Genomic DNA, 11,989 nt, shown 5'->3' with positions numbered 1-11,989 from the left:
CTGCGCGAACTGGTGCTGACTTAACAACATTCAAAGCCCTGCTTTTTAGCATTGCATGGTGCTTGTGCGCGGTGTGAGTTATCGCTGATAGGGATTAGTATTCAATATTTATTGAACTTTTTCGAGTAATTTGTCACTCACGATTAGGGTTAAATGTCGCTAGTTAGGCTGCTTTGAAGCAGTATGATATGCTCTGCACCAAATAACTGACTACCAATTGGTATTGAGTTTACTCATATTGTTACTTACCAAACGTCGACATACTAAGAAGACAAATAAAATGGACACCAAAAAATTATATGTTCCAGCCTGTTAATTGGTTTATTGGCCTAAGATACAGCCAAAGTAGAAGTCGCACAGGCTTTGTATCTTTTATTACCTTTTTCTCCATCGCGGGCATCCTATTGGGTGTCGCTTCGTTAATCACCGTCGTTTCAGTGATGAATGGCTTTGAAAATGAGTTGAAAACCCGAGTCCTTGGGCTCGTGCCACACATCACGGTTGAAACTCAGCTGAACGACGAGAGTCTTCGCCAAGATTTGCTGGCATTGCCCGAGGTTGCTAGAGTAACTCCTCTCGAGGAAACCGAAGCCTTGGTGCAGTCGGCAACGGGAATGTCAGGCATTTTGATTCAAGGTATCAACCCAAGTTTAGAGCAAGACTCTATTATCGCCTCACACATGATAGCGGGCAGCTTGGCTGACTTAGCACCCAGTAAATATCAACTGGTGATAGGTCAAGCGTTGGCGCGACAGCTCAATGTCACCATTGGCGATAAAATGCGCTTAATCTTGCCGAGTCGCACTATGTTCACGCCGATGGGACGCGTGCCAATGCAGCGTAACTTTACCATTGCTGGTGTGTTTAACTTGGGCTCACAAGTCGATGATACTGTGGTGTATTTACATCACAGCGACGCACGTAAAATTATGCGTAAGCGAAGTGGCGACGAGCAGCTACTTAGAGTTTACTTGCATGACGCTTTTGATGTCTCCTTGGTTACGCCTAAGCTGCTAGCAAAGTGGCCAAACCTTGAGTTAGCCACTTGGCAGCAAAGCCAAGGCACCTTGTTTTCCGCTGTTAAGATGGAAAAAAATATGATGTGGCTAATGTTAGGGCTTATTGTCGCAGTGGCCGCATTTAATATTGTTTCTGCGCTGGTTATGGTGGTTAATGACAAACAGGGTGAGATCAGTATCCTACAAACCATGGGAATGGATAAGTCGGGTATTATTCAAATATTTATTACCCAAGGTATGGTTAATGGTGCCTGGGGGGTAGTGCTGGGCACTGCACTAGGCTTGCTATTAACTGTGGTGTTAAACCCCATGCTGGCTGTGTTCGGCATTAATATTTTTGGCGCGGGTTATGTTAGTCAAACATTGCCTATCGTACTTGCTTGGCAAGATGTCGGCATTATTGTTATTGGCGCTTTTATCATGAGTTTTATCGCCACCCTTTATCCGGCCTATCGCGCCAGTCAAACTCTTCCAGCTGAGGTGTTACGAAATGAGTAGTGTTCTGCAATGTTTAAACCTGTCGAAGACCTATCAAGAGGGAGGCGAGAGCACTGCGGTTTTGTCTGGATTAGAGCTTGATGTAAAACGCGGCGAGCTACTGGCGATTGTCGGCAGCTCTGGTTGTGGTAAAAGCACGTTTTTGCATTTAGCAGGTGCGCTAGATTCACCAAGCAGCGGCCAGGTGATGATTCAGGGCACTGATATTTTCTCATTAACCGATAAGCAAAAGGCAAAATTTCGCAATCAGCACATCGGGTTTATCTACCAGTTTCATCATTTGATGATGGAGTTTAGCGCCCTTGAAAATGTCGCGATGCCATTGATGATTGCTGGTGAATCTGCCAAAACGGCACAAGATAAAGCCAAGGCGATGCTAGTGAAAGTGGGTTTAGAGCATCGCCTTAGTCATCGCCCATCGCAACTCTCAGGTGGTGAACGTCAGCGTGTTGCAATTGCACGAGCATTAGTGACAGAGCCAGCGTTAGTGCTTGCTGATGAGCCAACGGGTAATCTGGATTTTGATACGGCGCAGCAAATTTTTGAACTGATCAAATCGCTAAACGCTTCATTAGGGATTAGTTTTGTGATTGTCACTCACGATCTGTCATTGGCCGCCAAAATGGACAGGCAATTGCGCTTAGACCACGGCAAACTGGCGTCATTGGTTGCGCCAGTAGAGCAAGCAAGCCAAATTGGCTAGCAGCATTTATCATGGATTGTAGAGGATAGTTCGTTGTTTCAGCCACTGAGTTTATTTGTTGGCTTGCGTTATATTCGCAGCCGTCATGGTAAAGGCTTTGCCAAATTTATTTCTGCCGCTTCAACTATCGGTATTGCCATTGGCGTGGCGGTATTGATCATGGTGCTTTCTGCTATGAACGGCTTTGAGAAAGTGCTTGCTGAAAAGTTATTGTCAATTGTGCCACATGCCGAGTTAATTTCGGTTAATGAACCAATAAAACGCTGGCAGCAAGGTGCACAGCAAATGCAAACGCATCCAGAAGTAATTGCAGTTGCGCCTGTCATTAAATTAACCGGCATGTTGCAGTATAAGGCTGCATTGAAAGCCGTGGAAGTACGCGGAGTTGATGCCCAGCTAGAGACTTTAGTAAGCGATATAGACGACTATATTGTTGATGGGAAGTGGTTTGCACATCAAGGAGCAGACGCTTCAGTGGCCGAGTCCGATAGCCAACGCTCAGATAGCAAACGTTCAGGCACGCCGATAGTACTAGGTGCTGGTGTTGCGAAACAGCTGGGCGTTAACGTTGGCGACAAGCTACAGGTGTTATTACCGCAACAGGCGGGTGAGCAAAGTAATCGACAACGTTTTAGTGCGCCCAAAAGACTTAATGTTGAAGTAAAAGCGATATTTCGTTTTGGCGGTACCATTGACGATACGCTAGCGTATTTGCCGCTTGCAGCCGCCGCCAAGGTGCAAGGCTATGATAGCGATACAGTGCAAGGTTTACGCATTAAAGTAACTGATGTGTTTGCCGCGAATAATATTGCCCGTGATCTAGCGTATCGATTCAATCACTATGTTTACATCTACGATTGGACGTACACCCAAGGACACTTGTTTAACGATATACAATTAGTGCGAACTGTGATGTTTATTGTCATGGTGTTAGTGATCGCGGTTGCCAGCTTTAACATTGTGTCAACTTTGATCATGGTCGTGAAAGAAAAGCAGGGCGATATCGCCATTTTAAAAACCATGGGCGCTAGTCACCGCCAGATCATGACTGTGTTTGTTATGCAAGGCATGAGCAATGGCGTTATTGGCGCTTTGTCTGGTGCATTACTTGGTAGCTATTTCGCGCTTTATTTAACAGATATCGTTTCTGGTTTGGAGCAAGTGTTTGGCACTAAATTCCTATCAGGGGATGTTTACTTTGTAAACTACTTACCTACGGCGCTTAATCTAAATGAAGTATATTTAACTGCCGGAGTTGCTATGGTGTTAAGTGTGTTAGCAACCCTATATCCAGCGTGGCAGGCGGCAAAAATAGACCCAGCACAAGTGCTTGGGCAAGCGTAGCTTGTACCAATTACGACCTCACAAAAGAAAAAGCCGTTAATCAATTCTTTGATTAACGGCTTTTTCTTTTGTGGAATCTAAATTGGTTTCGTTTGATTGCTAAGTAAAGCTCGAGAGAAAGCTTTCTAACGTTGTGCCCGTTTTCTCCACTCTTTAGCCACGGAATAACGCCACAATAATTGAATACCAAAATAGCCAATAACGGCAAAGGCAACGGCTAACACACCACAGCCGACTAAAAATGCTGGCCCAATGGTTTGCAAACTATCAACAACCCATTGCCACGAGGCTTCAAAATTAAATGCTTGCTCTTGAGCACCGACAACCCAAGTACCAACAATATAACAGCCGTAGAATATCGCAGGCATGGTCAGCGGATTCGTGATCCACACTAAGCCAATAGATAGCGGTAAATTGGAATGTACTATAATGGCTGTACCTGCTGCTAATAGCATCTGAAAGGGCACAGGAATAAACGCAAAAAATAATCCAACAGCAAAGGCTTTTGCGACACTACGCCTGTTTAAGTGCCACAAGTTGGCATTGTGTAAGAGGTCACCAAAAATTTTTAAGTGTTTGTTGGACTTAATCGTATGATGATCAGGCATGATACGTTTAATGACTTTTTTGGGCATAACTTACTACAACTAAAGGATTTTTTGATTAACCACTATGGATAGGTGGCTACTCGGCTTCATCGTGGGTGCTATTTTGTCACTTTTGCCCCCAGCAGTGCCAGCGCTTTTTTATGAATGTTTGTTGATATTTGTAATCATCATCGGCGTGCTGTTTAAGCAATGGCGCGTGTTTGCATGCCTGTGTTTTGGTGCCTTTTGGGTGTTAAATCATGGCGATGCTTACAATAGTATTTGGCGTAATAACGAGATAAATTCTGAGCAGTTTTTTCGGCAACAACATCAAGCAACAGTTGAAATTACAGATATCCCAGTAGCAACCCAAACAGGGCGACGCTTTACTGGCTTAATTAAAGAGCTTGATCAACAACCATTGGCTAGGCCAATAAAAGTAAGACTGTCGATAAACAATCGATACTTTCCTAAAAATTATACATTTCAAAGCCAAAGCCAAAGCCACAAAAACAGTCAAGCCCAATATCATGACGATGGAAATAAAAGCACTAAATATCGTTTCGATAATCTGCCAATTGCTTTGCATCAAGGCGATGTACTTAATACCAAAATTAAATTTAAACCCGCTCATGGTCTAGCTAACCAAGGGGGCTTTAATTATCAGCGCTGGCTAAGAGCTAATGGCATTCATGCAACAGGCTATATTGTATTAAAAAAGGTTGAAGCGACTAAAGCTTTAGCTAAGCAGTCAAGCCAGTTCACTGGTGTCACGCACTATAGTGTTGATCATAGTATTGGTAAGTCAGTGAGAGAACAGCTTTATCAGCGCGTTAAGCTGCGTACTCAAGGTTTAAGCCAGCAGGCGTTGGTTTTAGCCTTGCTGTTTGGCGAACGATCACTTTTTGATGAGCAAACATGGCGAGTGCTGCAAGCAACAGGGACTCAGCACCTTGTTGCCATTTCCGGCCTACACGTCGGCTTAGTTGTCGCAATCGCTTATGGTTTCGCAAAAATATTGATAAGAGCAATTCCGTTTTACTGGCTCTCAGCGCGAGGTAGGCAGGTAGTGACCAAGCGCAATTCACAGCTTTTTATACTCGCTTTTAGTGCGCTTGTTACCGTGTTTTACTGCTACCTTGCTGGCTTTTCACTTCCTACCATACGTGCATTAATTTTTTTTCTGCTGTTTGTAATCAGCCAGCTGCTACCGATACGCCTTTCACCAACGCGGCTTATCCTGTTAAGTGTTGTGGTGACCATTATTCTGATCCCTTCGAGTGTTTACAGCGTCAGCTTCTGGCTTTCTTATCTTGCGGTTGTGGCCATCATGCTGGTTTATTGGCGCTTTGGTTTTTGGCTTGGCAAAGTGCCGCGAAGATACCCCAAAGTCATCAAGAACATCGCGGGTTTTATGCTCATCCAGATAGGAATTGTTATCTTGCTGATGCCAGTAACGGCACTGTTATTTGGGCAAATATCGACAATTAGCGTGCTCGCCAATAGCGTTGCATTGCCGATTGTTGGCCTTGTTGTTATGCCTTTATTGTTTATTGCTATGTTGCTGCTAGCATTCGGCGAACCACTATTTAGCTTGGTAGTAAATATTGCCAACGCAGCATTGGAGTGGCTTTGGTTGTTTTTGCACTGGTTATCTCATATGCCAATTGCTTCGCTCAGTTTGTCTAGTAAGCAGACGTTAGTGATTTGTTTACTTGTTTTAATCGCGACGTTACTGACCGTATTTAAGTTTCGACGGGCGAGCAGCGGCTATTGGCGCAATAGTGTTCAAGGGAAAAGTAGCCCGAAAAACAGCGCTATTCTACCCACGAGTGTGGCACTGGGTGCAATTGTGCTGTTATCTGGTTATTTATCTGCGCCAAATCGCCAGTGGCAGGTGGCGGTATTAGATGTTGGACAGGGGCTGGCAGTTGTTATCAAAAAAGGCAATAAAGCAATTTTATATGACACCGGCAATGCTTATCCCAGTGGCTGGAATTTGGCTGAGCAAGCTGTTCTACCTTATCTCAAATATCATGGGCTCACTTTGGATTATTTCATTATCAGCCATGACGATAGCGATCATGCTGCGGGCGCACCACAAGTAGTAACTGCATATCCAGAGGCAAAGCTTATGTTTAACGGCGAGTTTGCTTTTACAGCAGCAACCAAAGCGCACCCTTGTCAGCAAGGCCAAACGCTTGATTGGCAAGGGCTCACACTCACGATGTTATGGCCGAAAAAGCAAGCCGCAGAGCATAATGATGACTCTTGTGTCGTTCGCATTTCGGACGGTAAGACCTCGGTATTACTCACAGGTGATATTACTAAGAAAGTAGAGCGTCAACTTATTCGAGACACATCCGGTTTAGGCGTGGCTTCTGATATTGTGATAGCGCCTCATCACGGGTCTAAGTCTTCTTCGTCAAAAGACTTTATCAAGCATCTTAATGCCAAGGCAGTGGTGTTTAGCGCAGGGTATTTAAATCAATGGAAAATGCCTAATCAACAAGTTGTTGCCCGTTATCAAAATACCAATACGCAAGTTTTTTCTACTGCGCATGATGGCATGGTGAAGTTCTCTATGTTGGCTAACTCTGGCCATCAACAAAAAGGCTGGCAAGTTAGCACTTATCGAGCCGATATTTCACCCTATTGGTTTAATAATTAGGGGCGGTGTTGTTATTCCTTGCAAGCGATTAAAGGTTTATCAGTTGGTTAGGCGTTTGATTGTCGCTACAATAGCGAGATTCATCCAATTGATATGTTTTTATGTCTGCCTTTTACTTTTGCTCTGCCTTGGGCTTATGCCTAAACAAAGATAACAATGGCTAAGTAGGGCAGGCTGAGTTTTATGCGCTTAATTGAAAAAGTCTGGTTCTACCGACACCCCGCTAAATGGGTTTTAGTACCGTTATTATTGCCTTTATCTGCTTTGTTCTGGTTGATAACCTCGCTTCGTCGCGTGCTTTATCGTCTAGGCATTAAATCATCTACTAAGCCTGCGTTGCCGGTAATGGTGATTGGCAATATTGGTATTGGTGGCAATGGTAAAACGCCACTAACGCTGTACCTTATTGAGCAATGCCAACAGCTTGGCATTAAAGTAGGTATCGTCAGTAGAGGCTATGGCGGTAAAGCGCCACATTACCCTTATTTAGTTGACGAGCATAGCACGGCGGCTGAAGCGGGTGATGAGCCGCAGATGATTTTTGACCGCACTGGCGTGCCTATTGCCGTTGGCTCAGATCGAATTGCATCTATCGCGTTATTGGCAGAGCAAGGCTGTCAGTTAGTACTTGCTGATGATGGCTTACAGCATTATAAAATGCAGCGTAACGCGGAAGTGATTGTGGTTGACGGCAAACGTCAATTTGGCAATGGTTTATTGCTGCCAGCAGGGCCGCTTCGCGAGGGTAAATGGCGTTTAAACTCGGTTGATTTTATTATTGTTAATGGCAAGTCCGAGGTAGCTGCTCATCAACAACCGACAGGTGAGTTTTCTCGACTAAAAACGCCAGTGTTAGAGATGGCCTTAGCACCCAGTCAGTTTATTAATCTCGCGACAGGTGAAACTGTCGGCGTCGACGAATTTAGCCAAGCTAACCCGAAAGTGAATGCAATAGCGGCCATTGGCGACCCAGCTCGCTTTTTTACCACCCTTAAGCAGTGTAAACTTACGTTAAATAAAGTGCAGGGCTTTGTTGACCATCATACATTTAGTGCTCAAGAGCTAAACGAGCTATCAACTTCTTTGCCTTTGATGATGACAGAAAAAGATGCGGTAAAATGCCAAACTTTTGCCCACGACAACTGGTGGTACTTAGCGGTTAATGCCAGTTTTGAGCCGACGAGTGCAGAGTTTTTACAGCTGCAACTTAAGCGCTTATTAGAAAAATAACGTATTAAAATTTAAGAGAATATTATGGCTTTTGATATCAAATTAATGGAAATCCTTGCTTGCCCAATTTGCAAAGGCAAGCTGACTTTAGATAAAGAAAACAACGAGCTTATTTGTAAGTTTGACCGTGTTGCATACCCTATAGAAAACGATATTCCGGTATTACTGGAAAATGAAGCACGCCGCCTAGAGTCAACTGATAGCTAGCGTAATACTGCTGTTAACTATCACCTTCAAGCTAATAAATTAGAGATTACATATGTCATTTGTCGTTATTATTCCTGCTCGTTACGAATCATCACGCTTACCAGGTAAAGTATTGGCCGATATCGCCGGTAAACCGATGATCCAATGGGTTGCCGAAAAGGCGCAAGCCAGTGGCGCAGAGAAAGTCATCATTGCTACCGATAACGACGAAGTGGCTAAAGTCGTTGAAGGGTTTGGCGGCGAAGTTTGTCGCACACGTGCCGACCATCAATCAGGTACCGAGCGCCTAGCGGAAGTGGTTGAGCAATATCAATTCCCACCAGAGCAAGTGATTGTGAACGTGCAAGGGGATGAACCGTTTATTCCCGCTGAGAATATTGCACAAGTGGCTGAAAACCTTGCTTCTCAGTCTACGGGGAAACAATTAGCCGCGCGCATGGCAACTTTAGCTGTACATATTCACGATGTTGAAGAAGCATTTAATCCAAACGCAGTTAAAGTGTTAACCGATAAAGATGGCTACGCGCTTTATTTTAGCCGCGCCACTATCCCATATGATCGCGAGCGTTTTTTGACAACCAGTGCAGGCTCAGAAACCGCGAACGAATTGCCAGCTGAAATCGGTGATTATTACCTGCGTCATATTGGTATTTATGCTTATCGTGCGGGCTTTATCACTGATTATGTTAGTTGGCCAGCAAGCGATTTAGAAAAAATCGAATCGTTAGAGCAGCTGCGCGTGCTATGGCAAGGTGAAAAAATTCACGTGGCGGTAGCGCAAAGCCGCACGCCTGTGGAAGGCGTGGATACCCCGGAAGACTTAGCGAAAGCCCAAGCATATGCGTCAACCTTATCGAACTAAGGGTTGAGCTAGCCAAGAGCCTACCGAGTAACCGTATTGCTACCCCTTATTTATCACGATAACTATTCGTGTGACTTTCCAACCGAGCACCGCTTTGTGATGTCAAAGTTTGCTCGGTTGCATCAGCACTTAGTCAAATCCGGTATCGCCAAATCTAATATTATCCGCCCCAAACAAGCGAGTGTGGATGATCTCAGCATTGTTCATGCACAGCAATATTTGCAAGGGCTTTGTGATAACGGACTAGATGAAAAGGCGTGGCGACGTATCGGCTTACCTTGGAGCCAAGGGCTGATTACTCGTACCTTAACGGCACCTAATGGTACTTTATTGACCGCCAGAGTCGCGCTAAAAACTGGCTTAGCATGCCACCTAGCGGGCGGCACGCATCATGCCCATTACGATTTTGGTTCAGGTTTTTGCATGGTCAATGATCTTGCTTACACTGCTAAAACCTTGCTGGCAGAAAAAGCTGTCGAGCGTATTTTAATTTTTGATTTAGATGTACACCAAGGAGATGGTACTGCCAGCATTCTCGCCAGTGAACCCAATGCCTTTACCTGCTCGATTCACTGCGAAAAGAACTTTCCATTTAGAAAATCAGCCAGTGATTTAGATGTTGGCCTAGCTATTGGCCTAGATGACCAAGCTTACCTTGGGGTTGTGCGCGATACCTTTGAGCAATTGATTGCAGAGCAAAAGCCAGATTTAGTACTTTACGATGCCGGTGTTGATGTCTGGCAAAACGATGCCTTAGGTCGGCTTGATATTAGCTGGCAAGGTATTTACCAGCGAGATCACTATGTGATTGATACTTGCTTAGCGCTTGGCATTCCGGTCGCGACGGTAATTGGTGGCGGCTATGATAAAGACCACCAACGTTTGGCTGAGCGCCATGCTATAGTGGTTGAAGCGGCCAATGACTGTTACCGCAGTCGGCAGTAGCTCTGGTCTGAAGTAGCCCTGCTCGGCAGTAGCTAAGCAAGTCACTAATGTCACAATCATGTGACGCTCGCCTTATTTATCTTTTCTCAATATTTCTCTTTTTTCAATATTTCCCTGTTCTCATTACTTTTTTGGTAAAACGGCAATTCTTAAAAAAAAATTAAAACAGATTCTATTCTATTAACTATTCTCAAGGCTTTATAAAGTAAATAAAGTATCAGCCAGCTTAATTTAACCCTCGCTACACTGCTCTGAGCAGTGCTATGAATAGTTAAAAATAGGATATAGATGATGAAAAAGACCATTTTAATTACAGGTGCAACCGATGGTATTGGACTAGTAACCGCCACTATGCTGGCTGAGCAAGGCCATCACGTACTAATTCATGGTCGCAGCGCCGATAAACTGGCAACTCTAAAAGCACAGCTTGAATCGCTAACTGTTGATGGAAAAAGTAGTGGCAGTGTTAGCAGCTATCAAGCCGACTTATCAAAGTTAAGTGATGTTGCCGCAATGGCCGCAGAAATCAATGCTGAACACACCAGCATCGATGTGCTTATCAACAATGCTGGTGTTTTCCATACATCCGAAACCATGACGGCTGACGGCTTTGATATTCGTTTTGTCGTTAATACTTTTTCGCCATATTTGTTAACTAAACTATTGTTGCCATTGATGAATAAAGATGGTCGTGTGGTCAACCTATCTTCTGCCGCCCAAGCGCCGGTTAATGTGCAAGGTATGTTAAGCGGTAGCGCTTTGACTGATAACGCTGCCTACGCCCAAAGTAAGTTGGCGATCACTATGTGGACCAATGCCCTAGCGTCAAAACGCGGTGATAACGAGCCGCTTTATGTTTCTATCAATCCTAAGTCATTTTTGGGTAGTAAGATGGTGAAAGAAGCCTATGGTGTTGCGGGTGGTGACTTACGTTTAGGTGCAGATATTTTAATTAGAGCAGCGCTTAGCGATGAATTTAATGATGCCAACGGTCAATACTTTGATAACGATATTGAACGTTTTGCCAACCCTCATCCAGATGCGCTTGATGAGCTTAAGTGTTTATCTTTAGTTGCTGAACTGGATAAATTACTAAACTAGATAAACAGCTGGGTTCGTAAAAAAGCGAGCCTTTCGCATAGCACTTTGCAGGTCTTCTGTTAGCGCGCATTAGTACTCTGTAGCCATGCCTAATTCTGGCGTTAAAACGACAGCATAGAAAAGCTTGGCTAAACTTAAAAAATATTGCGAGATAGCTTCTACTATAACTAAAAAAATCAAAATATTATGTCTGCTAGCCAAGCCCGTAAAAAAATATTATTACTGTTTGCTCATCCTTCGCAAAAGCGCTCGGAAGTAAACTTACCTATGTTCGAATTGGCAAAATCGCTTGATTTTGTCACTTGCGTAGATCTTTACAGCGAATATCCGCGCCACCATATCAATATTAATCGCGAGCAGCAGCGCCTGGTTGACCACGATATCGTGATTTTTCAATTTCCATTTTATTGGTACTCCACACCGTCATTATTGAAAGAGTGGCAAGATCTGGTGCTCGAATATAATTTTGCCTACGGCCCTGATGGTGCGGCTCTGCATGGAAAAACTTTTATTTGTGCATTAAGTGCGGGCGGTGCAGAACAAGCTTATCGGGCAGATGGCTATAACCACTTTACTGTCCGTGAGTTACTGCAGCCATTAGAACAAACTGCTAGGTTAACTGGGATGTGTTACTTACCACCGTTTGCAATATTTTCTAGCCGCTCTACACAGTGCCAGCGCCAACAACACCTTGCTAACTGGCGAAAGTTACTTGAAGCCCTATCGTTTGAGTTAATCAACCATGACAAAGTGGCGGAACTGACCACTATCAATGATGCTTTACCCGCACTGCCTAATTTGGCCAGTATGGCCGTTTAACGA

Annotated in this window: 11 protein-coding genes; 10 read left to right on the top strand and 1 reads right to left on the bottom strand. The window is 44.2% G+C overall.

Features of this window, described 5'->3' with window-relative positions; translation table 11 throughout:
- Nucleotides 1–299: 299 nt before the first annotated feature.
- Genes DXX92_RS13645 through lolE form a run of 3 tightly spaced genes read left to right on the top strand, consistent with a single transcriptional unit; the run spans nt 300 to nt 3,564 of the window.
- Nucleotides 300–1,517, top strand: coding sequence for a lipoprotein-releasing ABC transporter permease subunit (locus tag DXX92_RS13645; protein WP_116000947.1), 1,218 nt, complete (start codon nt 300–302; stop codon nt 1,515–1,517).
- Entirely contained in the window at nt 1,510–2,220 is a 711-nt protein-coding gene (lolD, locus tag DXX92_RS13640) for a lipoprotein-releasing ABC transporter ATP-binding protein LolD (protein ID WP_116000946.1), read from the top strand. The genes DXX92_RS13645 and lolD overlap by 8 nt, the downstream gene beginning before the upstream one ends.
- A gap of 33 nt (nt 2,221–2,253) precedes the next feature.
- Complete coding sequence (lolE, locus tag DXX92_RS13635; protein ID WP_116000945.1) at nt 2,254–3,564, top strand: lipoprotein-releasing ABC transporter permease subunit LolE; 1,311 nt, start codon at nt 2,254–2,256, stop codon at nt 3,562–3,564.
- Nucleotides 3,565–3,689: 125 nt separating this feature from the next.
- On the opposite strand, the gene DXX92_RS13630 is transcribed toward lolE, so the two are convergent.
- Nucleotides 3,690–4,199: a DUF2062 domain-containing protein gene (locus DXX92_RS13630; protein WP_116000944.1), complete on the bottom strand. Its 510-nt coding sequence runs from the start codon at nt 4,197–4,199 to the stop codon at nt 3,690–3,692.
- Between the two features lie 76 nt (nt 4,200–4,275).
- Here DXX92_RS13630 and DXX92_RS13625 point away from each other — a divergent pair, with 76 nt between their 5' ends.
- The 7 genes from DXX92_RS13625 to DXX92_RS13595 all read left to right on the top strand — a co-directional run bounded on the left by DXX92_RS13625 (nt 4,276) and on the right by DXX92_RS13595 (nt 11,986).
- Entirely contained in the window at nt 4,276–6,822 is a 2,547-nt protein-coding gene (locus DXX92_RS13625; RefSeq protein ID WP_181901759.1) for a DNA internalization-related competence protein ComEC/Rec2, read from the top strand.
- A gap of 183 nt (nt 6,823–7,005) precedes the next feature.
- Nucleotides 7,006–8,052: a tetraacyldisaccharide 4'-kinase gene (lpxK, locus tag DXX92_RS13620; RefSeq protein ID WP_116000942.1), complete on the top strand. Its 1,047-nt coding sequence runs from the start codon at nt 7,006–7,008 to the stop codon at nt 8,050–8,052.
- A 24-nt stretch (nt 8,053–8,076) separates the two neighbouring features.
- The gene (locus DXX92_RS13615) at nt 8,077–8,259 is read left to right on the top strand and encodes a Trm112 family protein (RefSeq protein ID WP_116000941.1); all 183 of its coding nucleotides are present in this window, start codon (nt 8,077–8,079) and stop codon (nt 8,257–8,259) included.
- 52 nt (nt 8,260–8,311) lie between these two features.
- The gene (kdsB, locus tag DXX92_RS13610) at nt 8,312–9,121 is read left to right on the top strand and encodes a 3-deoxy-manno-octulosonate cytidylyltransferase (RefSeq protein ID WP_116000940.1); all 810 of its coding nucleotides are present in this window, start codon (nt 8,312–8,314) and stop codon (nt 9,119–9,121) included.
- Nucleotides 9,122–9,220: 99 nt separating this feature from the next.
- On the top strand, nt 9,221–10,066 hold the full coding sequence (locus DXX92_RS13605; RefSeq protein ID WP_116000939.1) for a histone deacetylase family protein: 846 nt from the start codon (nt 9,221–9,223) through the stop codon (nt 10,064–10,066).
- 291 nt (nt 10,067–10,357) lie between these two features.
- Nucleotides 10,358–11,167, top strand: a complete 810-nt coding sequence (locus DXX92_RS13600) for an SDR family NAD(P)-dependent oxidoreductase (protein ID WP_116000938.1) — start codon at nt 10,358–10,360, stop codon at nt 11,165–11,167.
- Between the two features lie 186 nt (nt 11,168–11,353).
- Nucleotides 11,354–11,986, top strand: coding sequence for an NAD(P)H-dependent oxidoreductase (locus DXX92_RS13595; RefSeq protein ID WP_116000937.1), 633 nt, complete (start codon nt 11,354–11,356; stop codon nt 11,984–11,986).
- Nucleotides 11,987–11,989: the final 3 nt, after the last annotated feature.

The organism is Thalassotalea euphylliae (genome assembly GCF_003390395.1).
In the GTDB taxonomy this organism is placed as follows: domain Bacteria; phylum Pseudomonadota; class Gammaproteobacteria; order Enterobacterales; family Alteromonadaceae; genus Thalassotalea_F; species Thalassotalea_F euphylliae_C.
The sequence above is the reverse complement of the archived record's forward strand: the minus strand, read 5'-3'. Positions and strand labels throughout refer to the sequence as shown.

Bases quoted from the DNA above. Each gene is read 5' to 3' on its own strand.
- DXX92_RS13645 (WP_116000947.1), top strand. From the start codon at position 300: ATGTTCCAGCCTGTTAATTGGTTTATTGGCCTAAGATACAGCCAAAGT.
- DXX92_RS13605 (WP_116000939.1), top strand. From the start codon at position 9,221: ATGTCAAAGTTTGCTCGGTTGCATCAGCACTTAGTCAAATCCGGTATC.
- DXX92_RS13600 (WP_116000938.1), top strand. From the start codon at position 10,358: ATGAAAAAGACCATTTTAATTACAGGTGCAACCGATGGTATTGGACTA.
- DXX92_RS13615 (WP_116000941.1), top strand. From the start codon at position 8,077: ATGGCTTTTGATATCAAATTAATGGAAATCCTTGCTTGCCCAATTTGC.
- kdsB (WP_116000940.1), top strand. From the start codon at position 8,312: ATGTCATTTGTCGTTATTATTCCTGCTCGTTACGAATCATCACGCTTA.
- DXX92_RS13630 (WP_116000944.1), bottom strand. From the start codon at position 4,199: ATGCCCAAAAAAGTCATTAAACGTATCATGCCTGATCATCATACGATT.
- lolD (WP_116000946.1), top strand. From the start codon at position 1,510: ATGAGTAGTGTTCTGCAATGTTTAAACCTGTCGAAGACCTATCAAGAG.
- lpxK (WP_116000942.1), top strand. From the start codon at position 7,006: ATGCGCTTAATTGAAAAAGTCTGGTTCTACCGACACCCCGCTAAATGG.
- DXX92_RS13595 (WP_116000937.1), top strand. From the start codon at position 11,354: ATGTCTGCTAGCCAAGCCCGTAAAAAAATATTATTACTGTTTGCTCAT.